General features: G+C 72.1%; 22 protein-coding genes and 2 pseudogenes. 15 read left to right on the top strand and 9 right to left on the bottom strand.

The window, feature by feature from the left end; translation table 11 throughout:
* Positions 1-213: 213 nt before the first annotated feature.
* From cmk to der, 3 genes are all read left to right on the top strand, one after another.
* Positions 214-894, top strand: a complete 681-nt coding sequence (cmk, locus tag OHB56_RS09855) for a (d)CMP kinase (RefSeq protein WP_406352730.1) — start codon at positions 214-216, stop codon at positions 892-894.
* The gene (locus OHB56_RS09850; protein WP_326751908.1) at positions 891-1,538 is read left to right on the top strand and encodes a lysophospholipid acyltransferase family protein; all 648 of its coding nucleotides are present in this window, start codon (positions 891-893) and stop codon (positions 1,536-1,538) included. The genes cmk and OHB56_RS09850 overlap by 4 nt, the downstream gene beginning before the upstream one ends.
* A gap of 75 nt (positions 1,539-1,613) precedes the next feature.
* Entirely contained in the window at positions 1,614-3,092 is a 1,479-nt protein-coding gene (der, locus tag OHB56_RS09845) for a ribosome biogenesis GTPase Der (protein WP_326751907.1), read from the top strand.
* 91 nt (positions 3,093-3,183) lie between these two features.
* Here der and OHB56_RS09840 read toward each other — a convergent pair whose 3' ends face one another.
* Both OHB56_RS09840 and OHB56_RS09835 read right to left on the bottom strand, forming a co-directional pair.
* On the bottom strand, positions 3,184-3,603 hold the full coding sequence (locus OHB56_RS09840; RefSeq protein WP_326751906.1) for a hypothetical protein: 420 nt from the start codon (positions 3,601-3,603) through the stop codon (positions 3,184-3,186).
* Between the two features lie 124 nt (positions 3,604-3,727).
* Complete coding sequence (locus tag OHB56_RS09835; RefSeq protein ID WP_406352728.1) at positions 3,728-4,576, bottom strand: hypothetical protein; 849 nt, start codon at positions 4,574-4,576, stop codon at positions 3,728-3,730.
* A gap of 558 nt (positions 4,577-5,134) precedes the next feature.
* On the opposite strand from OHB56_RS09835, the gene OHB56_RS09830 reads away from it, so the two are divergent.
* The 3 genes from OHB56_RS09830 to OHB56_RS09820 all read left to right on the top strand — a co-directional run bounded on the left by OHB56_RS09830 (position 5,135) and on the right by OHB56_RS09820 (position 7,662).
* Positions 5,135-5,848: a transglycosylase family protein gene (locus tag OHB56_RS09830; RefSeq protein ID WP_406352726.1), complete on the top strand. Its 714-nt coding sequence runs from the start codon at positions 5,135-5,137 to the stop codon at positions 5,846-5,848.
* A 131-nt stretch (positions 5,849-5,979) separates the two neighbouring features.
* Entirely contained in the window at positions 5,980-6,966 is a 987-nt protein-coding gene (locus OHB56_RS09825; protein ID WP_406352724.1) for a helix-turn-helix transcriptional regulator, read from the top strand.
* A gap of 480 nt (positions 6,967-7,446) precedes the next feature.
* Positions 7,447-7,662 (top strand): I78 family peptidase inhibitor, encoded by a 216-nt coding sequence (locus tag OHB56_RS09820; RefSeq protein WP_326751903.1) that lies wholly within the window; start codon positions 7,447-7,449, stop codon positions 7,660-7,662.
* An 84-nt stretch (positions 7,663-7,746) separates the two neighbouring features.
* On the opposite strand, the gene OHB56_RS09815 is transcribed toward OHB56_RS09820, so the two are convergent.
* Positions 7,747-8,763: a phosphatase PAP2 family protein gene (locus OHB56_RS09815; RefSeq protein WP_326751902.1), complete on the bottom strand. Its 1,017-nt coding sequence runs from the start codon at positions 8,761-8,763 to the stop codon at positions 7,747-7,749.
* 267 nt (positions 8,764-9,030) lie between these two features.
* Entirely contained in the window at positions 9,031-10,326 is a 1,296-nt protein-coding gene (locus tag OHB56_RS09810) for a hypothetical protein (RefSeq protein WP_406352723.1), read from the bottom strand.
* 317 nt (positions 10,327-10,643) lie between these two features.
* Between OHB56_RS09810 and OHB56_RS09805 the strand changes: the two genes are divergently transcribed.
* A complete protein-coding gene (locus tag OHB56_RS09805) occupies positions 10,644-12,299 on the top strand; it encodes an MFS transporter (protein WP_326751900.1) in 1,656 nt (551 codons plus the stop codon).
* A 212-nt stretch (positions 12,300-12,511) separates the two neighbouring features.
* The gene (locus tag OHB56_RS09800; RefSeq protein ID WP_406352722.1) at positions 12,512-13,702 is read left to right on the top strand and encodes an acyl-CoA dehydrogenase family protein; all 1,191 of its coding nucleotides are present in this window, start codon (positions 12,512-12,514) and stop codon (positions 13,700-13,702) included.
* A gap of 78 nt (positions 13,703-13,780) precedes the next feature.
* On the opposite strand, the gene OHB56_RS09795 is transcribed toward OHB56_RS09800, so the two are convergent.
* Positions 13,781-14,218 carry a cell division protein SepF gene (locus OHB56_RS09795; protein ID WP_406352720.1) on the bottom strand — a complete coding sequence of 146 codons (438 nt, stop codon included), beginning with the start codon at positions 14,216-14,218 and terminating at the stop codon, positions 13,781-13,783.
* A gap of 290 nt (positions 14,219-14,508) precedes the next feature.
* On the opposite strand from OHB56_RS09795, the gene OHB56_RS09790 reads away from it, so the two are divergent.
* From OHB56_RS09790 to OHB56_RS09765, 6 genes and pseudogenes are all read left to right on the top strand, one after another.
* Entirely contained in the window at positions 14,509-15,669 is a 1,161-nt protein-coding gene (locus tag OHB56_RS09790) for a DUF5685 family protein (RefSeq protein ID WP_406352719.1), read from the top strand.
* A 457-nt stretch (positions 15,670-16,126) separates the two neighbouring features.
* Positions 16,127-17,032, top strand: coding sequence for a S1 family peptidase (locus OHB56_RS09785; RefSeq protein WP_326751896.1), 906 nt, complete (start codon positions 16,127-16,129; stop codon positions 17,030-17,032).
* 712 nt (positions 17,033-17,744) lie between these two features.
* The gene (locus OHB56_RS09780; protein ID WP_406352717.1) at positions 17,745-18,827 is read left to right on the top strand and encodes a S1 family peptidase; all 1,083 of its coding nucleotides are present in this window, start codon (positions 17,745-17,747) and stop codon (positions 18,825-18,827) included.
* Positions 18,828-19,192: 365 nt separating this feature from the next.
* A pseudogene (locus OHB56_RS09775) lies at positions 19,193-19,384 on the top strand (hypothetical protein); the annotation flags it as partial.
* A 12-nt stretch (positions 19,385-19,396) separates the two neighbouring features.
* Positions 19,397-19,513 (top strand): annotated as a pseudogene (locus tag OHB56_RS09770) (MarR family transcriptional regulator); the annotation flags it as partial.
* Positions 19,514-19,687: 174 nt separating this feature from the next.
* On the top strand, positions 19,688-20,548 hold the full coding sequence (locus OHB56_RS09765; protein ID WP_406352716.1) for an esterase/lipase family protein: 861 nt from the start codon (positions 19,688-19,690) through the stop codon (positions 20,546-20,548).
* Positions 20,549-20,655: 107 nt separating this feature from the next.
* Here the strand turns inward: OHB56_RS09765 and OHB56_RS09760 are convergent, their stop codons facing one another.
* Together OHB56_RS09760 and OHB56_RS09755 are read right to left on the bottom strand one after the other, a co-directional pair.
* Positions 20,656-21,735 (bottom strand): lytic polysaccharide monooxygenase, encoded by a 1,080-nt coding sequence (locus tag OHB56_RS09760; RefSeq protein WP_406352714.1) that lies wholly within the window; start codon positions 21,733-21,735, stop codon positions 20,656-20,658.
* A 221-nt stretch (positions 21,736-21,956) separates the two neighbouring features.
* On the bottom strand, positions 21,957-22,091 hold the full coding sequence (locus OHB56_RS09755; protein WP_364738198.1) for a hypothetical protein: 135 nt from the start codon (positions 22,089-22,091) through the stop codon (positions 21,957-21,959).
* A gap of 138 nt (positions 22,092-22,229) precedes the next feature.
* On the opposite strand from OHB56_RS09755, the gene OHB56_RS09750 reads away from it, so the two are divergent.
* A complete protein-coding gene (locus OHB56_RS09750; protein ID WP_355894715.1) occupies positions 22,230-22,868 on the top strand; it encodes a class I SAM-dependent methyltransferase in 639 nt (212 codons plus the stop codon).
* Here OHB56_RS09750 and OHB56_RS09745 read toward each other — a convergent pair.
* Both OHB56_RS09745 and OHB56_RS09740 read right to left on the bottom strand, forming a co-directional pair.
* Complete coding sequence (locus OHB56_RS09745) at positions 22,857-23,357, bottom strand: DUF402 domain-containing protein (RefSeq protein WP_326751891.1); 501 nt, start codon at positions 23,355-23,357, stop codon at positions 22,857-22,859. The two genes, OHB56_RS09750 and OHB56_RS09745, sit on opposite strands and share 12 nt — an antisense overlap.
* Positions 23,338-24,267 carry a GNAT family N-acetyltransferase gene (locus tag OHB56_RS09740; RefSeq protein ID WP_406352712.1) on the bottom strand — a complete coding sequence of 310 codons (930 nt, stop codon included), beginning with the start codon at positions 24,265-24,267 and terminating at the stop codon, positions 23,338-23,340. The genes OHB56_RS09745 and OHB56_RS09740 overlap by 20 nt, the downstream gene beginning before the upstream one ends.
* Positions 24,268-24,283 lie beyond the last annotated feature (16 nt).

Here is a 24,283-nt window from a genome sequence, read left to right as displayed (position 1 = left end):
CGGCGGACGGCGGACGCCGTCCGCGGCGGGCGGCCGACGGCCGGCCTGCGGGCGGCCGCGCACGGGTGCCGAAGGCGGGGCCGGTGCCGATCCCCGGAGTGGCCGCGTCCCCGCCCCCGGGTACGGCCGATCGGGGGACGCACACCCAGTAACCTTGTGCAGGGCGGTTTCGCGCCCCGCTCCCCGCCAGCCAGGTCCAGGAAGGTCCCCACTGTGGAAAGCTCCACGCCAGTGATTGTCGCCATCGACGGCCCGTCCGGCACGGGCAAGTCGAGCACGTCGAAGGCCGTGGCGGCACAGCTCGGCCTGAGCTACCTGGACACCGGCGCCCAGTACCGGGCGATCACCTGGTGGATGGTCACCAACGGCATCGACACCGCCGACCCCTCCGCGATCGCCGCCGCGGCCGGCAAGCCCGAGATCCTCTCCGGCACCGACCCGGAGAAGCCCACCATCACGGTCGACGGCGTCGATGTGGCCGGCCCGATCCGCGAGCAGGACGTCACCTCCAAGGTCAGCGCGGTCAGCGCGGTCCCCGAGGTGCGCACCCGGATCACCGAGCTGCAGCGCTCCATCGCCGCCTCCGCCGTCACCGGCATCGTCGTCGAGGGCCGCGACATAGGGACCACCGTGCTGCCCGACGCCGACCTGAAGATCTTCCTCACCGCCTCCCCGGAGGCGCGGGCCGCCCGCCGCAGCGGTGAGCTCAAGGGCGCCGACCTGCACACCACGCGCGAGGCCCTGGTCAAGCGGGACGCGGCCGATTCCAGCCGCAAGACCTCCCCGCTGGCCAAGGCGGACGACGCGGTCGAGGTGGACACCACCGACCTGACCCTGCAGCAGGTCATCGAGTGTGTCGTCACCCTCGTCGAGGAGAAGCGAGCCGGCCGGTGACCGGGCTTCCGTCGGCGCGGGGCGCCGAGGTCGGGCGGCGTATCGGCGTCGGCCTGATGTACGGATTCTGGAAGCCGCGCGTGCTGGGCGCCTGGCGGGTGCCCGCCTCCGGCCCGGTGCTCCTCGCCGTGAACCACTCCCACAACATCGACGGTCCGATGGTCATGGGCGTGGCGCCCCGGCCCACGCACTTCCTGATCAAGCAGGAGGCGTTCATCGGGCCGCTCGACCCGTTCCTGACCGGCATCGGCCAGGTGAAGGTGGACCGGAACACCACCGATCGCACGGCCGTCTCCCGGGCGCTGGGGGTCCTGCAACAGGGCGGAGTCCTCGGTATCTTCCCCGAGGGCACCCGCGGCGAGGGCGACTTCGCCTCGCTGCGCGCGGGGCTCGCCTACTTCGCCCTGCGCGGCGGCGCGCCGATCGTGCCCGTCGCCGTCCTGGGAAGTTCCGGGCAGGGCGGACGGTTGATAAAGGCACTGCCTCCGCTGCGCTCCCGCGTCGACGTCGTCTTCGGAGACCCGTTCGACGCGGGGGACGGCAGCGGACGGCGTACCCGCAAGGCGCTGGACGAGGCGACCGAGCGCATCCAGAAGCAGCTCACCGCGCACCTGGAAAACGCCAGGCGCCTCACCGGGCGCTAGCGGACACTGAGTAGTGGAACGCCCGGAATCGGGTGTTCCACCGACCACCACGATGAACAACGAGGTACGGACTTCATGAACGACCACATCCAGCCCGACGGCTCGGCCGAGCACGAGCACGAGCACGGGGCGCTCGGCGACGCCGAGTTCGCGGAGTTCATGGAGCTCGCCGCGGAGGAGGGCTTCGACCTCGAGGACGTCGAAGGCGCCATCGAGGCGGCCGGCCACGGTCCGCTGCCCGTGCTCGCCGTCGTCGGCCGGCCCAATGTCGGCAAGTCGACCCTGGTGAACCGCATCATCGGCCGCCGCGAGGCGGTCGTCGAGGACAAGCCGGGCGTCACCCGCGACCGCGTCACCTACGAGGCCGAGTGGTCGGGCCGTCGCTTCAAGGTCGTCGACACCGGCGGCTGGGAGCAGGACGTCCTCGGCATCGACGCCTCCGTGGCGGCGCAGGCCGAGTACGCGATCGAGGCGGCCGACGCCGTCGTGTTCGTGGTGGACGCCAAGGTGGGCGCGACCGACACCGACGAGGCCGTCGTCCGGCTGCTGCGCAAGGCCGGCAAGCCGGTCGTCCTGTGCGCCAACAAGGTGGACGGCCAGAGCGGCGAGGCCGACGCCTCCTACCTGTGGTCCCTGGGCCTGGGCGAGCCGCACCCGGTCTCCGCCCTGCACGGCCGCGGCACCGGCGACATGCTGGACCAGGTCCTGGAGGCGCTGCCGGAGGCCCCCGCGCAGACCTTCGGCACGGCGGTCGGCGGTCCGCGCCGGGTCGCCCTGATCGGGCGCCCGAACGTCGGCAAGTCCTCGCTGCTGAACAAGGTCGCCGGCGAGGAGCGCGTCGTCGTCAACGAGATCGCCGGCACCACCCGCGACCCGGTCGACGAACTGATCGAGCTGGGCGGAAAGACCTGGAAGTTCGTCGACACCGCGGGCATCCGCAAGCGCGTGCACCTCCAGCAGGGCGCCGACTACTACGCCTCGCTGCGCACCGCCGCCGCCGTCGAGAAGGCCGAGGTCGCCGTCGTCCTCCTCGACGCCGCCGACTCCATCTCGGTGCAGGACCAGCGCATCGTCACCATGGCAGTCGAGGCGGGGCGCGCGCTCGTCCTCGCGTTCAACAAGTGGGACACCCTCGACGAGGAGCGCCGCTACTACCTGGAGCGGGAGATCGAGACCGAGCTCGGCCAGGTCGTCTGGGCGCCGCGGGTGAACGTGTCGGCCCGCACCGGACGCCACATGGAGAAGCTGGTCCCGGCGATCGAGACGGCCCTGGCGGGCTGGGAGACCCGCGTCCCGACGGGCAGGCTGAACGCCTTCCTCGGCGAGCTGGTCGCCTCCCACCCGCACCCCGTGCGGGGCGGCAAGCAGCCGCGCATCCTGTTCGGCACGCAGGCGGGCACCAAGCCGCCGCGGTTCGTGCTGTTCGCCTCCGGCTTCATCGAGGCGGGCTACCGGCGGTTCATCGAGCGCCGGCTGCGCGAGGAGTTCAGCTTCGAGGGCACCCCCATCCACATCTCGGTGCGGGTGCGCGAGAAGCGCGGCAAGAAGAAGTGACGTCACGTCGGCACACAGGGTGAAGGGGGCGGTCCCCATGGGGACCGCCCCCTTCACCCTGTGTGCCGACGGCAGACCCGGTGGCCCTTGGTCAGGCTTCCCGACGCGGGGCCGGAGGAAGTGCCGCCGGGACGTGGTGCCTCCCGATGGCGTGCCGGCCGACCGCCGAGACACGCTGCCACTGCGGCTGCTGCCCCGCGCTCTGCCGGGCGCTGCTCGCCCCCGCGCTGTAGGCGCCGTACGACCCGCCGCCGACGGAACCGCCGAACGTCCCCGAACCGTGGCCGACGGACGAGTCCGTACTGCGCGGGACGCCTCCGAAGGCGGTGAAGCCCAGCTTCTCCTCGCCGCTGCGGTCACCCGGCAACGAGCGGAAGGACTTCACGTACTCGGCGTAGAGCGCGTCGTAGATGGGCGTGGCCGAAGGGCCGCCCGCCGAGTCCTGAGCCGATCGTACGGGGGCGGGGACCAACGGGAAGGGCTGGCGGCGGGGAGCGTCGTATGCGTGCACGTATCTCCAAACGACCCCGCCCGGTAAGGGATGCGGCCGGGGTACGGGTTTTCGCCGGTCACCGGCCTGCCGGCCGGCAGGCCGGGTGCCGGCCGTGGATCGTCAGCCGTCAGCCGTCAGCCGGTCAGAGACCGGCGAGCGGCAGCGCTGCCGTGACCAGCCTTCCGTTCGCCGCGGCCCTGTCCAGCGCGTCGCGCAGCAGGTCCTCGCGCGGCTGACGGCCGATCGAGCCGACCGGAGCCGCGAACAGCAGCACCTGCTGGTGCTTGTTGGCGGCAGCCCGCCAGCCCTCGGTGACCTGGAGCGGCTGGTGCGCCTGCCACCAGGCCACGGGCTGCCCGCCGTTCGGGTTCGGCTGGAGCACCGCGTGCAGCTGTCCCACGGCCAGCAGAACCGACCAGCCGTGCAGCACGGACGGTGCGGTGGACAGCTCGGTCACGGGCATGAAGCCCTGCTCGATGAGCAGCGGCAGGAAGTCGTCGCCGGACCCGAGGGCACCGGGCCGCGCCACCGGGGAGGTCGGCTCGACGACGAGGGCCGGGTGCAGCTCCCCGGCGATCAGGACCAGTCCGCTGGTCACGCCGAGCACGGCCTGCTCGGGCACGACGTACGGCGCCGCGGCCTGATAGGGAGCGGCCTGCGCCGGGGCCGTCTGTGCGGCCTGTGCGTTCTGCACGGGCGCCGCCGGGGCCGCGGCGTCGCCGCTGATGGACCGCACGGCGCCCTGGAGTTGCTCCTCGGTGACCTGGACGACCTGCGAGGGCAGGCAGGTGGAATGGGCGAAGGCGAGGACGGCGGTCTCGTCCCCGACGAACAGGACGGTACTGGTCCGCTCCTGCTCCGGATCGCCCGGTGTGCGGCAGGAGGTGCAGTCGTAACCGCCCGGGGCGGAATCTCCCGCGAGCAGGCGGTCGGCTTCTTCGTCGCCGATCTCGGCGCGTACCTCGTTGCTGACGTCGAGCATGCGCGGCACGGGTGGCTCCCTCGGGATGCGGTGCGTGGCGAGTCCGGGTGGGTCCCGGCCCGTGTTCCGGGGGCGGGCCCCCGGCTCATACAGATGACAACGGGCGATCTGTGGCGGGAGTCACGCCCGGGAGCGAACGGAATCGAACCATCCTGCGCACACGGTCACTTCCAGCTCGGAACCGGGCACTCATCGTCAACTGACCTCCGTGTCAACGCTGTTGGTCGGGTGAAGTGGCTCACAGGGCATGCGTCCCGCTGGTCAATAAATCATGAAATCAGCGAATGAAGTGGGTGTCCTGAAATTGACGCTACCGAGGGTAATGCCGAACTGGCCTGCGAAGACGGGGAGTTGCTTGATGCCGACCCGGTCGGCTGCCTAGATTCCTCCGCCGTGTGCAGTGAGCACCGCTCGGGAACGTCCGCCGACCGCACCAGCCGGATCCCTCGCACCACCGGATCCCTCGCACGACCCGACGGCGGACGGGGCGAGCGCGACATGCCGCGTCCCGTGACGCGGCGGTGGCGCTCCGCTCCGGGGACCCCGGGTCCGTGGAGAGGGAACTACATGTCCGATTGTGCCGACACCACCCGCGACGACGCCCGCAGGACCCGGAAGACCCAGAAGCCCCGTACGGCGGCGGCTCTGGCCGGCGCGGCACTGCTCGCGCCCCTCGGAATGCTGGCCTCGGCCGGCAGCGCCACGGCGGCGGACAGCGGAGTGTGGGACCGCATCGCCCGGTGCGAGAGCGGCGGAGACTGGCACATCAACACAGGCAACGGCTACTACGGCGGGCTCCAGTTCTCCGCCTCCACCTGGCGCGCGTACGGCGGCACGGCCTACGCGCCGACCGCCGACCGGGCCACCAAGGCCCAGCAGATCACCATCGCCGCCAAGGTCCAGCGCGGCCAGGGGTGGGGCGCCTGGCCCACCTGCTCGGCACGTGCCGGGGCGTCCGGGAGCGCACCCGGTGCCGGCTCGGTGACCGCCCGGGAAGCCCCGGCGAAGCCGGCGGAGTCCTCCCGGCGGTCGACGTCGTCGGACCGGCCGACCCGGCCGGAGCAGCCGAACCGGTCGGTCCCGTCGAAGGCGCCGGCTCAGCCGTCGGGCGGCGCGGACCGGAGTTCGTCCGGCGGAAACTGCACCGTCCGCGAGGGCGACACGCTGAGCGCCATCGCCGTCCGGTACGGCACCACCTGGCAACAGCTGTACGCCGCCAACAAGGCCGTCATCGGCGGCGACCCCGACATGATCCTGCCCGGCCAGCGTCTCGTGCTCTGATCCGCCCCGGAGGCACCGGGTGGTGAGGTGGGACAAGGCCCCGTCCGGGCGGCCGCCGGATCCCGGCGTCCGGGCGGGGGCCCACCTCGTTGCGGACAGTGGCTGTCCGCGAAGGCTGACAGACTCGGCCCATGGTGGAGACCTCGGCACGACTGCTGCGACTGTTGTCCCTGCTCCAGGCCCACCGCGAGTGGTCCGGCGCCGATCTGGCCGGGCGGCTCGGGGTCAGCTCCCGGACACTGCGCCGCGACGTGGACCGGCTCCGCGGGCTCGGCTACCCCGTCGACGCCAGCCCCGGAACCGGCGGCGGCTACCAGCTGGGCGCGGGCGCCGAACTGCCGCCGCTGCTGCTGGACGACGACGAGGCCGTCGCCGTCGCGGTAGGACTGCGTACGGCGGCCGGACAGGGCATCGAAGGCATCGGGGAGACCTCCGTGCGGGCCCTGGCCAAGCTGGAACAGGTGCTGCCGGACCGGCTGCGCCGCCGGGTGGGCACCCTGAACGCCGTCACCGTGCCGATGCTGCGCGGACCGGGCGCCGACGCCGTCGACCCGGCCGTGCTCACCGAACTCGCCCAGCTCTGCCGCGACACCGAACGTCTGCGTTTCGCCTACCGCGGCCACGACGGCGTGACGAGTCGCCGCACCGTGGAACCGCACCGTCTGGTGTGCTCGGAACGCCGTTGGTACCTGGTGGCCTGGGACCTCGGCCGCGAGGACTGGCGCACCTTCCGGGTGGACCGCCTCACCCCGAAGCCCCCGCACGGTCCGCGCTTCGTCCCGCGTGAGCCCCCGGCCGAAGATCTGGCCGCCTATGTGTCCCGGGGCGTCTCCACGCGCGTGTACGCCTCGCAGGCCGCGATACGGCTGCTGGTGCCCGTGGAGGAGGCCACGGAGCGGATCTCGCCCTCCGTCGGCACGCTCCGGGCGGAAGGACCGGACGCCTGTGTCCTGACCACCGGGGCGGCGAGCTTCGACGCCCTGGTGGTCCACGTGACGCTGCTGGGCTTCGAGTTCGAGGTGCTGGAGCCGGCCGGGCTGACCGACGCGATCGCCACGGCCCGCGACCGGCTCTCCCGCGCCCTGGCCCGGGCGGAGGGATCCGGCGCGGCGAGCTGACGCCGGATCCCTCCGCCCGGGCCGTGCCGCCCGGGCCGTGCCGCCCGGGCCGTGCCGCCCGGGCCGTGCCGCCCGGGCCGTGCCGGGCGGAGCCGGACCGAGCGGAGCCGCGCAGGGCCGGTCCGGGCCCGCCCGTACCGGTCGGCGGGGTGGGTGGATCGTGTGAAGGAAGCGCGAGTTTCCCCGCGGTCCCGTCCTCCAGGAGCGCACCTGTCGTCCCGGCGACGGAATGGAATGGCTCGAACGGCCCGGGGTGTTTCTTCAGGGACGCTCCGCCGGGTTTATCCGAGACCTCGGAGCGATGTCCGGGAATTACGTTCGACCGCGCTCGGAGAGGCTTCGAATCACCCATTCGTGTGATGGGTGTGGGCATAAACGTCTGTCGTGATCCTGTGACAGAAGTGTGACCGCCGGGGGATCCCGGGCAGGTGTTCCCGGTCCGGCCTTCCCCGTCCGCCGGGCAGGGCATAGCGTGACCGTATGGCACCCATTCCGACACCTTCCGCGGAACCCGACGACAACCCGGACGCCTATGTGGGCCTGCCCGTGGACCGGGCCGAACGCCTCGCGCGCGAGCGCGGCTGGGCGACGGTCCGGGCGCTGCAGCCGGGGACGATCATCACCATGGAGTACCGCGTGGGACGGCTGAACTTCGAGGTGAAGGACGGCACGGTGGCGCGGTCCTGGAAGGGCTGAGGCACGGCGACGGCCCCGGTTCCACGAGGGAACCGGGGCCGAGGTGCGCGTACCGGGCTGTCGCCGCGGGGCCCGGTGGGACCGTCAGGAGCGGGTTGCCGGGGTGTTGCCGCGCGGATGGCGTTCGCCGTGCGGCGGGCGGCGGCTGCCGGCCGGAGTGACCGGTGTGCACTCCGCGCGCGTCGAGTACGGTCCCGGCGCCAGATAGGCGGGCGTCCGGCCGGCCGGACGGGACGCGGAGACCGGTTCGGGGGCCGCGCCGGCCTCACGGCCGGTGAGTGGCTTGAGCATGACCGGCGTCGCGACGGGGGCCGCGGGTGCCGCCCGGCCCCGCCGGGCGTACCAGCGGTCCCGCCAGCGGTCGCGCCAGCCGAAGATCCGGTCCTCGGCACGGGCGATCAGCGGCTCGAACCGGGGCAGGGCCAGCAGGATCAGCAGACCCGCCACCCAGCCGAGCAGGACGTCGCTCAGCCAGTGGGTGCCGAGGTAGACGGTGGACAGCCCGACGCCGAGTGAGGTCACCGCGGACACGGCGGACAGCCAGCGCCTCGTTCTCGGAGTGGAGGCCAGATAGGCCAGGATTCCCCAGGTCACCACCGCGTTCGCGGTGTGACCGCTGGGAAATATGCTGCCGCCGAGCCACATCTCGCTGGAGCCGATCTCGGTCGCGTAATGCGGTCCGAGGCGTCCCATGCCGTACTTCGCGGCGCCCACGGTGACGTTGAGCAGCAGCAGGGAGACCGCGAGCGCGAGCAGGGGGCGCAGGGTGTGCTGCCGCCAGGAGCGCCAGCCCAGCCAGGCCGCCACCATCACCGCGGTCGGACCGCGCTGGCCGAGCACCACGTAGTAGTCGACGAAGGCGTGCAGCTCCGCCCACTGCTCGTACGGGCGGAAGAACATCACCTGCCAGTCCAGCCGGACCAGCCAGGACGTGGTGACGACGGCCCACACGATCGCCACGTAGAAGGCCAGGGTGGAGCCGAAAAGCACCGTCCGGTGCCGGCTCATTCGAGGCACGTCGATGTGGGCCGGTCGTTCCGGCTCACGATCCAGCCTCGCGAACACCCGGTCCAGACGGGTGGTCTTCCGTTCGGTACGCACCCAATCGACGTTACAGGGAGTGAGCGCCCAGCCCTGTCGAATCAGCGGCTTTGTGATGACGATGTGATGTGGGATTGCTCTCAAGACGGCCTTTATTCTCCGCGAATCGGTAATCGCCGGCCGTTGCCGCCTTCAATTCTTTTGATCATTCGAGGGGGCATTTTTATCGCGCTTTTAGAATGCGTTCACCGAAGGCCGGCGCGGATTTTCCCCGGAGCTCACCGTCCGTCTGCCCGGGGAGGGAGCGGGCAGGGCCCGCGGGGCCGGTCAGGGCGGCCCGGAGCCGTTCAGCCAGAAGGCGCCGTACACCGCCGAGACCACCGCGACAGACCCCACCACCAGCGCCGACCTGGGCGTACGCAGCCGTGCCAGGGTCAGCGCGAGGGGCAGCAGCAAGGGGAAGGCGGGCATCAGCAGACGCGGTTTCGAGCCGAAGTAGCTCGACGCGCAGAGGGCGAGGACCGTGACCGTGCCGGCGTACACCAGCAGCGGGAGCGGCTGCCGCTGCCGTACACAGAGGACGTACAGCCGCACCAGCAGGCCGACCCCGAGGACCAGCCCGAGCCCCGCCGGGACCGACGGAAACGACGTGAACTTCTCCGCCGTGAACCGGGCGAAGGCAAAACCGCCGTCGAACCCGTTCCGCCAGCCCGCCTGTACGTCGAGATACCCGAACGGGCCCTTCCCGGTCCGGTGTCCGACCCACAGAACGTAACCGGCGGCACCGAGCGGAGCGACGAACAGGCCGAGCGCCCGGCGGACGACCGTGCCGGGAGCGCCCGGCAGGACGAGTGCGCCCCCGGCAGAAGGCACGCGCGGGGTGTCCCCGCCCGGGGCGGCGCGTTCTCCGGAGCGCGCGCCGTCCACCGCCGCCGCGCCACGGCTCCCCCCGAACGAGCGGTGCTCCTCCCCGGCACCGCGACGGTCCTGCAGGAAGGAGACGACGCCCGCCGCCCAGACCGCCGCGACCACCGCCAGTCCGACCGGGCGGGTCAGACCGGCCAGCGACGCCAGGATCCCCGCCGTCACCCAGCGCCCGGTCAGCACCGCGTACAGCGACCAGGCGGCGAGCGCCGTGAACAGGGACTCGCTGTACGCCATCGACTGGACGACCCCGACCGGCAGCACCGCCCAGAGCAGCACCGCGCAGACCCCGGCCCGCGGCCCGTACACATGGTCCGCCACCGCGAAGATCCCCCACGCCGCGGCGAGCGAGGCCGTCACGGCGACCACGAAGCCCCCGTCCGCGTACGACAGCGGCGACACCGCCGCCACCAGCCGCTCCAGCCAGGGGAACAGGGGGAAGAAGGCCAGGTTCGAGTGCACGTCCCCGTTCGCCAGGCGGACCTCGTAGCCGTACCCCAGCTCCGCGACCCTCGTGTACCAGAGGGCGTCCCAGCGGGCCGTGAGCAGGGTGTACGCGCTCCTGCCGCGTGCCTCGCTCCACAGGGCCAGGACGAGGAGGCCCAGGATGCGCACCGCCGCGTACCCGAGGAGCGCCGGCGCGGCCCTGCGCAGCGCTCCGGGGCGGACCGGTGCGGCAGGCGTCTCGAGATCCGTCACGGGCCCGATTATCGACCGGGTGCGCGGCCGGTCCCTCCCGGCCGCTCAGGCCCGCGGGTGTGCGAGCCCCGGAGAGCCCCGGAGCGGGCCCCGGAGCGGCCCGCGGAAGCCGCGCGGAAGTGGTGTACGCCACACCTGTCGGCCGCAGATGTGAGAGGCCCGCCACTCAATACCGGCCCGGCCTCGCGTACGCTGCCTGTCACTCGCCGTTCGTTGCGCGGGCCGGAGTTCGTACCGCTCCTCTCCGGCCGAGTCACGGGGGAGTCCCCCACCCCGTGAGCCCGCCGAGGGCGAGGGAGCATCTGGGAGGTCTGTACATGTCCGGGACGACCACGGCCGCCTCACCGCGCCGTCGGGCGGCCGGGGCCGGTGCCAACCGCTGGGTGGTACTCGTCGTCCTCTGTGTCAGCCTGCTGCTCGTCGCCGTCGACGCCACCGTGCTGCACGTGGCGGTCCCCACCGTCACCGAGGACCTCAGGCCCGGCGCGATGGAACTGCTCTGGATCGTCGACGCCTACCCGCTGGTCTGCGCCTCGTTGCTGATCCTCTTCGGCACACTGGGCGACCGGGTCGGCCGCAGACGCGTCCTCCTGTTCGGCTACGCCCTGTTCGGCCTCGCCTCCGGGATGGCGGCCCTCGCGGACAGCGCGCCGGTGCTGATCGCGGCGCGGGCGCTGCTCGGCGTCGGCGGCGCGATGATCATGCCCGCGACGCTGTCGATCCTGCGGCAGGTCTTCCCCGAACGGCGCGAGCGGGCGCTCGCCATCGGTATCTGGAGCGCGGTGGCCGCGGTGGGCGCGGCGGTCGGACCGCTGCTCGGCGGCTTTCTGCTCGAGCACTTCTGGTGGGGCTCGGTCTTCCTCATCAACATTCCGCTGATGCTGGTCAGCCTCCCGGTGGGACGGTTCCTGCTGCCCGAGTCGAAGGGCGACGGCACCGGTCCCTGGGACGTGACGGGCGCGCTGACGGCCGCCGCCGGACTGTTCGCGGTGGTCCTCGGCGTGAAGCGGCTCGGCGGTGAATCCGCCGGGGGCCTGTGGACCGTACTGGTGCTGGCCGTGGGCGCCGTCCTGCTGGCCGCCTTCGTCCGCAGGCAGCGGCGACGCGCGCACCCGCTGGTCGACCTGCGCCTGTTCGCCCGGCCGGCGTTCAGCACGTCGGTGGGCTGCATCGTGCTGGCGATGCTCGCCCTGGTCGGACTGGAACTGATCGCCGCGCAGTACCTCCAACTCGTCCTCGGGCTCTCTCCGTTGGAGACCGGACTGCGGCTGGTGCCGCTGACGTTCGCCGCGATGGCGGCGGGGCTGGCGGGCGCGCGGCTGCTGCGCCGGTTCGGACCGCGCCGCATGGTCTTCTCCGGCTTCTGTCTGACGGCCGCGGCGGTCCTGCTGCTGACCCCGATGGGCGAGCAGGACAACCGGGCCCTCCTGCTGGGCGGGTTCGTCCTGCTCGGCTTCGGCCTGGAGACCACCCTGTTCGGGGCGTACGAGTCGATGCTGAGCGAGGCGCCCCCGCAGCAGGCGGGCGGGGCCGCCGCCATAGGCGAGACCTCGTACCAGCTGGGCGCCGGAATGGGGATAGCGCTCCTCGGCAGCGTGATGAACGCGGCCTACGCGCCCGGCCTCGAAGAGGTCGCCGGGGTACCCGCCTCGGAGTCCTCGGCGGCGCGGCACTCGCTGGGCGAGGCCTACGAGGTCGCCGCCCAGCTGGGTGGGCCCGCCGGAGCCGCCCTGCGGGACGCGGCCCGCCACGCCTTCGTGCACGGGCTGCATGTGACCCTGCTGGCCAGCGCGGCCCTGCTGCTGCTCGGGGCCGTGATGGCGCTGCGATTGCCGCGGACGATGCAGTGCGAGCCGGTGACCGCCGGGGAAACGCCCGCCGGAGCGCCCTCGGACGGACCCGCCCGGGCCCCGGCCGAGGCGGCCGATGTCCCCACGCCCAGGGAGGCCGCGGAGTCCCGCGTCTCGGTGTGAGGCATGCCGCGGGGCAGCCGGGTGGACGTGCGCGACACCGCGTCGTAACGTCGGCCCGAACCTGACTGGCAGCGCCAGTTGAGCAGCACGAGCCGCATCCGTACGAGCCGCATGCACCGGTCGTATCCGCACCGGCCGAGTCCTGCCGGCCGCATCGGTACCGGCCGCGTCCGCCCGGATCCGCACCGGCCCGATCGCCCCGGAGAGTGTCCATGTCCGCGTCCGCGAAGTCGCCCCCCTTCGACCCGGCCGACCCGCTCGGCCTCGACGACCTGCTGGAGCCGGAGGACCTGGCCGTCCGGGACACCGTGCGTGCCTGGGCGGGGGACCGGGTGCTGCCGTACGTCGCCGACTGGTACGAGAAGGGCGAACTGCCCGGTATCCGCGAGCTGGCCCGGGAACTCGGCGGGATCGGCGTGCTCGGCATGCCGCTCAGCGGCTACGGCTGCGCGGGCGCCTCGGCCGTGCAGTACGGGCTCGCCTGCCTGGAGCTGGAGGCCGCCGACTCCGGCATCCGGTCCCTGGTCTCCGTACAGGGCTCGCTCGCCATGTACGCGATCCACCGGTTCGGCAGCGAGGAGCAGAAGCGGCGGTGGCTGCCGGGGATGGCCGCCGGCGAGATCATCGGCTGCTTCGGGCTCACCGAACCCGACCACGGCTCCGACCCCGCCGCCATGCGGACCCACGCCAAGCGCGACGGCGGGGACTGGGTGCTGAACGGCCGCAAGATGTGGATCACCAACGGATCCGTCGCCGACGTCGCCGTGGTGTGGGCGCAGACCGACGACGGGATCCGTGGCTTCGTGGTGCCCACCGGCAACGCCGGGTTCTCGGCGCCCGAGATCAAGCACAAGTGGTCGCTGCGCGCCTCCGTCACCAGCGAGCTGGTGCTCGACGAGGTACGGCTGCCCGCCGACGCCGTGCTGCCTGAGGTGACCGGACTGCGTGGACCGCTCAGCTGCCTGACGCACGCCCGGTACGGGATCGTCTGGGGCGCGATGGGCGCGGCGCGCGCCTGCTTCGAGGCCGCCGTCGACTACGCGACGTCGCGGGAGCAGTTCGGGCGGCCCATCGGAGGGTTCCAGCTGACGCAGGCCAAACTCGCCGACATGGTGGTCGAACTGCACAAGGGGATTCTGCTCGCCCATCATCTCGGGCGGCGTATGGACGCCGGCCGCCTGCGGCCCGAGCAGGTCAGCTTCGGCAAGTTGAACAACGTCCGCGAGGCCATCGACATCTGCCGTACGGCTCGCACGATCCTCGGCGCCAACGGGATCTCGCTCGAGTACCCCGTCATGCGGCACGCGACGAACCTCGAATCGGTGCTCACCTACGAGGGCACCGTGGAGATGCACCAGCTCGTGCTGGGCAAGGCGCTGACCGGGATCGACGCGTTCCGGTAGGCCGTGAGTGGGAGTGGGAGTGGGAGTGGGAGTGGGAGTGGGGGAGGGGCGGAGGCAGGGCCGGGGAGCGGCCCTGCCTCAGCTCTGGTTGAAGAAGCCGTCCGCCCGGCGCGCCGCCGGCTCCCCGCTGATGACCTCGGTGTCGGCCGGGCTCAGCAGGAACACCCGGTTGGACACGCGCTCGATGGAACCGCGCAGGCCGAAGATCAGCCCGGCGGCGAAGTCGACGACGCGCTTGGCGTCACCGGCCTCCATGGCGGTGAGGTTCATGATGACGGGGATCCCGTCCCGGAACAGTTCGCCGATGGCGCGGGCGTCCCGGAAGCTGTCCGGGGTCACCGTGCCGATGCGGCGGCCCCTCTCCTCGGCGACGTCCGTGGCCACCTTGACCCGCGGATCGGTGACCCAGGCGTCCCCGGGCGCAGCCCCGTCGGAGTAGTCGTCGTCGTAGTAACGCTCGTCTTCGTTGTCGTCGACGAGGCCAAGCCAGGCACTTGCCTTGCGTACCGATCCCATGGACGCCTCCTCTCACAGCGGTCCTTCTTGCTTTCCGCATCCCTATGGTCGTCCATGATGCGGATGGCGCGCCAAGTGATGGGACGCCGTGCGGGGGGTTTGTGACGGTACTGGTGCAGGGCGCATCCGTCGAGAGCCCAAGCCCCCCAAGGGTCCCGATGTAAGAGAATGCTGACTGTGAGTGAAATATGATTCTTCTCGGCGTATGGGTGAGCGGCGGCGCGTACGGGTGAACGTGGCGGCGAGTACGATGCCGCCGCTCCACTTCGGACCACGTACGGGGGAACATCATGTTCGGAATGGTCAGGCCCTGCCGCCACCGGCTCGGTGAACGGTTCACGGCTCAGTGGATGGCGCATCTGTGCGGACTGTGCCTGGCGTTGCGCGGGGACCACGGACAGCTCGCACGCGTCGTCACCAACTACGACGGGCTGCTCATCTCCGTCCTGACGGAGGCTCAGGCCGAAGACACCGGTGCCGGGCGGCGCACAGCGGGGCCGTGTCCACTGCGCGGTATGCGGACCGCCTCCGTCGCGCACGGTGAGGGCGCGCGGCTCGCGGCGGCCGTATCGCTGGTCCTGGCCTCCGCCAAGGTGCGCGACCATGTCGCCGACCGGGACGGGCTGCTGGCCCGCCGCCCGGTGGCGCTCGCCGCGCGCCGTGTCGCCGCGCGCTGGGACCGGGCCGGGGCGCGGACCGGTACGGACGTCGGGTTCGACACGGCCGTCCTGGTCGACGCCGTCGACCGGCAGACCGGCATCGAAACCCTCGCGGGCCCCGGCACCCCGATCCTCACCGTCACCGAACCGACCGAGACCGCCACCGCGGCAGCCTTCGCGCACACGGCGATACTCGCCGGACGGGCGCGCAACGCCGGGCCGCTCGCCGAGGCGGGACGGCTCTTCGGCCGGCTCGCCCATCTCCTGGACGCCGTGGAGGACCGGGAGGCCGACGCCGCGTCGGGCGCGTGGAACCCCCTCACCGCCACCGGCACTCCGCTCACCGAGGCCCGCCGGCTCGCCGACGACGCCGTACGGGGCATCCGTCTCGCGCTGCGCGAGACGGAGTTCACCGACGGCGGTCTCGCTCACCGGCTGCTCGTTCATGAACTGCCCAACTCCGTAGATCGTGCCTTCAACACCGTTTCTTTTGCCCACGGTTCCCACCCCTACTCACCGCCCGGCGCACCCGGCGCCCCGGGCATGCCGGGCGGTCCCGGCGGTCCGGTGCCGCCCGGGCCGCCGCGCCGACGTGGGCTGATCGCCGGGTGCGCGGTGTGGGTGGGACTGTTCTGTACGTGCCAGTTGTGCTGCGGCACCCACGAGGACCCCTGGACCGGGGAGCGCAAGTCGGCCTGCTCCAACTGCGACTGCAGCGGGTGTTGCGACTGCTGCGAGTGCTGCAGTTGCTGTGGTGAGGACGGCGGCTGCGACTGCGGGTGCGACTGCTGAGTCCGGGGTGCGGAGAGGCGTCCGCGGAGGGGCCTGAGCCGTGCAGCGGCCCGAAGGGCGTACGGCGGACGGTCGGGCGGATGCCCGGCGGGATGCCCGGCGTGGCGTTCGGCGGCGCGTTCGAGGGCTGTCGAGTCCTTCGGCGGCGGGTTCGGAGGGACGTTCGCAAGAGTATTCGGAGGGTTCACTTCCGGACATCTCCGGGGTGGCGGCGACCGGTTGCGGAATGGGGATATCGGCTGGTGGCGCAGGGGTGTCGAGGGTCGCGCCGCACAGGTGGTTCACAGGGCGACGACCGAAAGGCACTCTTGCGTCGACCGGTCCGTCGACCGAATACTCACCCCCAGCGCTTGTCAGGGGCACGGCATGTTCGGAATCCGGGCGACCGATCCCCTGACTGCGCCTCACGGGCCCGAACCCCACGGGGCCCCCTACGTCCTTCATGGAGGAACGAGAAGTGAGGATCAAGCGCACCACCCCCCGCAGCGGCATATCGAGACGCACCCGGCTGATCGCCGTCTCCACCGGCCTCGTCGCCGCCGCCGCGATCGCGATCCCCAGCGCGAACGCATCCGAAGCTCCCACCACCTTCAGCTCCGCCGAGCTCAAGAGCGTCAGCGGTTCGGTGCTGGAGGCCGACGTCCCGGGCACCGCCTGGGCCGTCGACAGCAAGACCAACCGGGTCGTCGTCACCGTCGACAGCACGGTGTCCGAGGCCGAGATCGCGAAGATCAAGCAGGAGGCCGGCGCCGACGCCGACGCGCTGCAGATCAAGCGCACACCCGGCCAGTTCACCAAGCTCATCCAGGGCGGCGACGCCATCTACGCGAGTAGCTGGCGCTGCTCCCTCGGCTTCAACGTCCGCAGCAGCAGCGGCGTCGAGTACTTCCTGACGGCCGGTCACTGCACCGACGGCGCGGGCACCTGGTACTCCAACTCCGCCCGCACCACGGCCATCGGCACGACCGCCGGCTCCAGCTTCCCGGGCAACGACTACGGCCTCGTGCGCTACACCGGGTCCGTCAGCCGCCCCGGCACCGCGAACGGTGTGGACATCACCAGCGCGGCCACCCCGAGCGTGGGCACCACCGTCATCCGCGACGGCTCCACCACGGGTACGCACAGCGGCCGGGTCACCGCGCTCAACGCGACGGTGAACTACGGCGGCGGCGACATCGTCTCCGGCCTCATCCAGACCACGGTCTGCGCCGAGCCCGGCGACTCCGGCGGCTCGCTCTACGGCAGCAACGGCACCGCGTACGGCCTGACCTCCGGCGGCAGCGGCAACTGCTCCTCCGGCGGCACGACCTTCTTCCAGCCGGTGACGGAGGCCCTGAGCGCCTACGGAGTCAGCGTCTACTAGGCCGGACGCCCGCCGACCGGGACCGGCCGGTACCACCGGTCCCGCAGCGCAGGGCCTCACCGCGGCAGACACGCGACGAACAAGCCCCCGCACGCAACCAGCGTGCGGGGGCTCGCCCTTGTGCGGACACGGAGCCGCTTTCGAGGAACGCACACCAGGACGCACAGGGCGGCGCCCGCCAGGATCACCGACGCCGACGCCGAACCGGTGCTGCCCTTCCCCGTCGCACCGATGCGCTTTCCGGAGCGGGCCGTCCACCCGCCGGCACCGGCGGGTCCGCAGCGGAGGACACCGTCGCAACGGCAGTCGCGGGGGTCTCGGGAGGTCCTGGGGGCGGCGCGGGACCTGGTGCGGGAATCGGTGCAGGAGCAACTTCCGTCCATCGCGCCCCACTCGAATTCGGACCGGGCGAGGGTGATTTCAAGCCAGGGGTGAATCTCTCGAATCAGCACGCTGGTTACTTGCTCGTAGTATTTGCAGTGCGAACTGCCCCGCGTGTCCATGACCTGTCAGGACATAGGAGGCGTGAGCTCGTTGCCGTACGCACGTCCTGAAGTCGACCTTGTGTGCTCCCTGTGGGTCTCGGAATAGTGGGCGGCGTTCACCGGTCCGGGGCTCGGCTTTTTCTGTGCGCCGCCCCCGTGGCCGTACGCCTTCCGGTTCGTGAGGTCCCCACAACCTCCCGGGCCGTCCCCCCACAGGAGGACGCGAGTTGAAGCACCGACGCATACCCGGGCGGCGTGCAGCCGTGACGGGTGCGGGCATCGCCGCACTGGTCGCCGCGGGAGTCACCTTCCAGACTGCGAACGCCAGTGAGTCCCCGGAGGCCCCCGCGCCCCGGACCCTCTCCATCACGGCGGCCGGAAACCTCGCCTCGACGCTCGCCGAGGACCTCGGCACCGACGCGGCGGGAACGTACTACGACGCGAAGAGCAAGAGCCTCGTGGTGAACGTGCTCGACGAGGCCGCCGCCGGAACCGTCGAGGAGGCCGGTGCCAAGGCGAGAGTCGTGGCGAACTCCCTCGCCGAACTGAAGAACGCGCGCACCACCCTCAAGCAGGACGCGACGATCCCGGGTACCTCCTGGGTGACCGACCCGACCATCAACAAGGTCGTCGTCACCGCGGACCGCACGGTCTCCGAAACCGAGTGGGCCAAGCTGACGAAGGTCGTCGACGGGCTCGGGACCAAGGCCGAACTCCAGCGCATCAAGAGCGAGTTCACCCCGTACGTCGCAGGCGGCGACGCCATCACCGGGGCCGGTGGGCGCTGCTCGCTCGGCTTCAACGTGACCAAGGGCGGCGAGCCGTACTTCCTCACCGCCGGGCACTGCACCGAGTCCATCACCACCTGGTCGGACTCCTCCGGCACCGTGATCGGTGAGAACGAGGCGTCCAGCTTCCCGGGCGACGACTACGGCCTGGTCAAGTACACCGCCGACGTGGACCACCCGAGCGAGGTGAACCTCTACGACGGCTCCACGCAGGCGATCTCCGGCGCCGCCGAGGCCACCGTGGGCATGGAGGTCACCCGCAGCGGTTCCACGACCCAGGTGCACTCCGGCGCGGTCACGGGCCTGGACGCCACCGTGAACTACGGCAACGGCGACATCGTCAACGGCCTGATCCAGACCGATGTCTGCGCCGAGCCCGGTGACAGCGGCGGCTCGCTCTTCTCGGGCGGCAGCGCGGTCGGTCTCACCTCCGGCGGCAGCGGCGACTGCTCCTCCGGCGGCACGACCTTCTTCCAGCCGGTGACGGAGGCCCTCTCGGCGACCGGCACCCAGATCGGCTGAGCGCACACCGCAGTGAAGTCCCGCCCCGGATCCACGAGGGGCGGGACTTCCGCGTGTGCGGCGGCGGTCAGGGCGTCCGTGCGGGCGGTTGCGGCTCCTGCCGTCCGTGGCGCAGGCCGGCGGCCATCGTGATCACGATGCCCGCGAGCGCCCATGCCGACAGCACCAGCAGTGCCTCGGTCAGGGCGTTGTTGTCGAAAGCCGGTCTGCGGTGAGGGGGAGCAACCGGAGCGGATGTCCGACGGTCGTCGCGGAGCGCCGGAACTCACGAGTACGGGAGGTGCGTATGTGGGCTTCACGCATCTACGCATCGTCTCCGGCCTCTCCCCGCGCTACGGCACCTCTCGCCCGGAACGGCCGGCCGCGCGTACTCGGCGGCGCTCACCGGGACGGCGTACGCCCTGTACGGGACGCCCGGCCTGCGACGCGGCCGTGCCCGCTCGCCGGCCCCGCGCCCGGAGGGGCCTGACCTCGCCGAGCGGGCTTCCCGCCGGCTCACCTTCGCCCCCGCGGACGAGAAGGTCCGCCGCCCGGAGGAGGTCGCGGACCGCGCGTAGGTGAAATCCGGGGCGGCGGCGGAGGCCGTGCGCGCATGGGGCGAGGTGCTCGGCGAGAGCGAGGTCCGCGCGCTGCGCGACCGTCTGCTGCGCATCGCCCCCGACGGGCCTGTGCGCCCTGCCTGGTGACCCTTTATCACTTGCGTCGCCACCGGCGTCGGGTGTCGCTGAAAGTTTTTACTGACCCGTAACTTCACAATTGTACTACTCGCCCGTAACTTGACGAGTGACCAGCATCCTCGTGATCCGGATCACAGGGCGTTCCTTCGCCGCACCTCCCCTGAGCCGTAAGGAGATCACTCGATGCTGCCCTGGAGACGAGTGCTCGGACCGCTGACCGCGCTGCTGTTGACCGCCGCGGTCGCCCTGCTCCCCGCCACCACCGCCCACGCCGCGGGGGCGCCCAGTTCGGGCTGGAACGACTACTCCTGCAAGCCGTCCGCCACCCATCCCCGCCCCGTCGTCCTGGTCCACGGCACCTTCGGGAACTCCGTCGACAACTGGCTGGGCCTCGCCCCCTACCTGACCCACCGCGGCTACTGCGTCTTCTCCTTCGACTACGGCCAGCTCGACGGTGTCCCCTTCTTCCACGGCCTCGGCCCCATCGACAAGTCCGCGCAACAGCTCGACGCCTTCGTCGACAAGGTGCTCGCCGCGACCGGCGCGGCGAAGGCCGACCTCGTCGGGCACTCGCAGGGCGGGATGATGCCCCGCCACTACCTCAAGTTCCTCGGCGGCGCCGCCGAGGTGAACGCCCTCGTCGGAATCGCGCCCAGCAACCACGGCACCACCCTCGCCGGCCTCACCAACCTGCTGCCGTACTTCCCGGGCGTCGGCCACCTGCTGAACGAGGCGACCCCCGCCCTCGCCCAGCAGGTCGCCGGCTCGGACTTCCTCACCAGGCTCAACGCGGGCGGCGACACCGTGCCAGGCGTCCGCTACACCGTCATCGCCACCCGGTACGACGAAGTGGTCACCCCCTACCGCAGCCAGTACCTGAGCGGGCCCAACGTGCGCAACGTCCTGCTCCAGGACCTGTGCCCGGTCGACCTGTCCGAGCACCTGGCGATCGCGCTGATCGACCGGATCGCCTTCCACGAGGTAGCCAACGCCCTCGACCCGTCCCGTGCCCGCCCCACCACCTGCGCCTCGGTGTTCAGCTGACACGTGTAGCCGAAGCGGGCCGCTGACACGTGTACGTGCCCGTGCGCATGCCGGGGCCTGTCCGGCCTGAGCCGCCGGACAGGCCCCGGTTCACGGTCGACGCGGGGTCAGCGGCCGTGCCGCCCGTTCGCCGCACGCCGCCGGGTGGAGGCGAACAGCGCCGCCGAGCCGAGCGCCAGGGCGGCGGCCCCGCCGACCATCAGGTACGGGGTGTTCCCGTCGCCGCCGGTCTCCGCGAGGTTTCCCGCAGTGCCGGCCGCCTTGGGCTGGTTGGCGGCGACGTCGGGGGTGCCGTCGGCACCTTCGGCGCTGTCGTCGGCGCCCGGCGTGTCACGGGAGGTGTCGTCGCCGGCCGGGGTCGGCTGCGCGGTGGTGTGCGGGTCGTCGTCCCCGTGGCCGTGGTTCTCGATGGTCGACTTGTCGGTCCCCTCGTCGATCTGCTCCTCGGAGGGCGCGGAGGCGACCGGTGCCGGGGCGGCCTCGTCCTTGGGCGTGTCACCGGCGCCGGACTCGCTTCCGCCGCCGTCGGCGTCCTCGCTCGCGCCTCCTCCTTCTCCTCCGAAGGCGACGTCGGAGCAGGAGTAGAACGCCTCCGGGCTGTCCGAGCGCTGCCACACCGCGTACAGCAGCTGCTTGCCCGAGCGCTCGGGAAGGGTGCCGGTGAACGTGTAGAAGCCGTCGGCGGCGGCCGGATCGGTGGCCGTCGCCACCGGGTTCGCCAGATCCAGATCGCCCCAGCCCAGCGGCTGGGCCGGGTCGTAACCGGGCTTGGTGATGTACACCTCGAAGGAGCCCTTGTGCGGGGCCGTCACCCGGTACTTGAAGGTGTACGAGCCGCTGCTCACCGACGTCGCGGGCCAGTCGGCGCGGGCCAGGTCGAGCCCCTTGAACGCCTCGTTGCCCGCGCTGCACAGCTTGCCGTCGGGGATCAGCTCCTCGTGGCGTCCGCCCGCGTCGCCGATGCGTATGCCGTTCCAGTCGTAGAGCGCCTGGGTGCCGCCGGCCGCGACCGCCGCCCGGCACGCCGCCGACTTCGGACTCTCCGGCCCCTCGGCGAAGCACTGCGCGACCCTGCTGACCGGGTCACCCATCGAGCCGTGCGCGGCCGCCGGCGAGGCGGACAGCCCGGTCAGGGCGAGCGGGACGATACCGGCGGCGGCGACAGCGGCCTTGCGGCGTGCGGGCATGGGGCAGCAACTCCTCGGACGATCACTGGGCTTGGGGGAATCCCGTGGGGGGATGGCTCAGAAACTAGCCCCGGGAAACCGGGAAATCGCCTGCCGAAGGCCGCTCGCGGAGATCCTTATGGCCCCGTTAAGGGAGTGCTCAGGCTGGGATCAGGTAAGAGCCCGCGAGCGGCCGGCCGAGTAGTTGCGTGGTGTGGGCGGGAGGGGGCGGACAGACCTGGTCAGGGAGTGGGCCACCAGGTCCGGGCGATGTCCTCGCGGATTTCCGGGCGCGGGGCGGGGCGGTCCTCGGGTTCGTCGCGGCCCCGGGGCGCGGTCGTCCTCTTCAGGGGCTTCTGCACGGTGACACGGCGCATGGCTGCCTCCTTCGGGGTCCACGGGTGCCGCGGTCTCGCGGGGGTGGACCTTTCGGGGGAGAGTTCCTCATCGGTCCCGGACTGTCTGTGGCCGCGGTCACTCGTCGAGTGTCAGTGGCGGGTGTCACTCTTGGCCGCATGACCGAGGACAGTGACATGACGGGCGCAGCGGGTGTCGACTGGGACGCGCGGGCGGCCGACTTCGACGAGGAACCCGATCACGGCCTGCGCGACCCGCGGGTGCGCGAGGCCTGGGCGGGGCGGCTGCGTTCCTGGCTCCCCGAGCGGGCGAGCGATGTCCTCGACCTCGGCTGTGGCACCGGCAGCCTGTCGCTGCTCGCCGCCGAGCAGGGGCACCGGGTCACCGGAGTCGACCGGTCACCGGTCATGGTGCGGCTCGCCCGGGAGAAACTCGCCGGACACGACGCGGTGTTCCTCGTCGGTGACGCCGCGGCACCGCCGACCGGGGAGCGGTGCCACGACGTCGTCCTGGTCCGGCATGTGCTGTGGACGCTGCCCGATCCCGGCCGGGCGCTGCGGCACTGGCGGGGGCTGCTGCGCCCCGGCGGGCGGCTCGTCCTGGTCGAAGGAGTGTGGGGGACGGTGAGCCCGGTCGGGATACCCGCGGACCTGCTCACCGCCCTCCTGGCTCCGCTCGGTGGACGGACGGGCGTGGAGCGGCTGTCGGACGACGCGGCGCTGTGGGGCCGTGACGTGGACGACGAGCGCTACGCCGTGATCACGGTGCCGGACCGACCCGGACCCTCACGCGAGTAGCGCGCCGAGCCCGCCCCCTCGGGCCAGGGCGTCCAGTTCGTCGAGGGCGGCCACCGCGGCGGCCGCGGCCCCGGGATCCGCCGCGGTCAGGCCGCTCGCCGCGAACTCGTCCTCGTCCAGCCGCCGTACGTCCGTGCCGTCCGCCGAGACCCACAGGTCCAGGTCGAGATCCTCGACCAGCAGTCGGCCGGCCGAGAGCTCGGCCGGGCGGGTGACGTCGCAGTAGTGGCCCTTGAGGGTGCCCGTGGCGGTGCGCACCTCCTTCACCGCGTACCACCGGTCGCGCCAGTAGTGCTCCGTGAAGACGTCACCGGGCTCGAAGCGCACGAAGCCGAAGTCCCGTACGCCGTCACCCGCCCAGGGGGCGCGCACGGTGACGCGGGTGCCGTCGTCGGCGAGCAGTTCGGCCGGGTAACTGATCTTCGTGCGCCCCGCCTTGACGAGGACGACGTCCAGGAGTGCCGGACGGTCAGCCGAGTTCACGGACATACCGCACCTCCGTGGCGCAGACCTCGTAACCGAACCACTCGTTGATCGCGATCATCGGTTCGTTGCCGGTGTCGTTCCCCGTGAACGCCTCCGTATACCCGGCGGCGCGGGCGCGGTGCAGGGAGTCGTTCTTGGCGAGCTTGGCCAGGCCCCGGCCGCGGTGGGCCCGGGCGGTACCGGTCATGACCGTGCCGTACCGGGTGCCGTCGTCCGTGCGGGCCGCGGAGAAGGCGGCGGGCCGGCCGGCCACCACCGCCACCGAGGTCAGCTCGGGGCTGAACAGCGGGTGCCTCCAGGTCTCCTCCAGCCAGGCCTCGTAGTCGGTGAGCTCCGTTTCCCCATCGCTCGGTTCGTCCGCCGTCGTCTCCGCGTCCAGTGCGAACAGCGGGCGCGGGTCGTCGGCGAAGTCCGAGCCCGTGCGCAGTTCCACGCCGGGCGGCGGGTCCTGGAGCGGGGGGAGGGTGCCGTTCGCCAGGTCCAGGCGGAGGAAGTGGGCGGCGCGGCTCGCCCGGTAGGCGTGCCGCTCGGCGAAGGCGCGGTTGCCCGGCTCGTCCAGCACCCAGGCGAACAGTCTGGTCGCCCCGTGCGCGGCCAGGTGCTCCTCGGCGGCGCGCACGAGCAGTGTCCCGGCACCCCGGCGCGTGTGCTCGGGATGCACGTACACGTTGACGTTGCCCTGGCCCGGCTCGGAGCTCTCGTGGTGCAGGTGCACCTGCGCCGTGCCGATCACCTCGCCGTCGGCCACGGCGACCAGGGGACGGTAGTGGGCGTCGGGGTGCATACGGGTGAGGTCATGGGCCAGGGAGTCCGGCGTGAGGAGGATGAACGGCAGAGCCTCGTGCCGGACGCGGGCGAAGCCCTCGAGGTCGGCACGGGCATCGGAGCGAAGATCGCGGACGGTCACAGTCACGGAGGTGCACGCTACG

The organism is Streptomyces sp. NBC_01635 (assembly GCF_045209715.1).
GTDB classification, from domain to species: domain Bacteria; phylum Actinomycetota; class Actinomycetes; order Streptomycetales; family Streptomycetaceae; genus Streptomyces; species Streptomyces hirsutus.
Note: the sequence above shows the minus strand (reverse complement) of the source record. Positions and strands in the feature narration are given on the sequence as shown.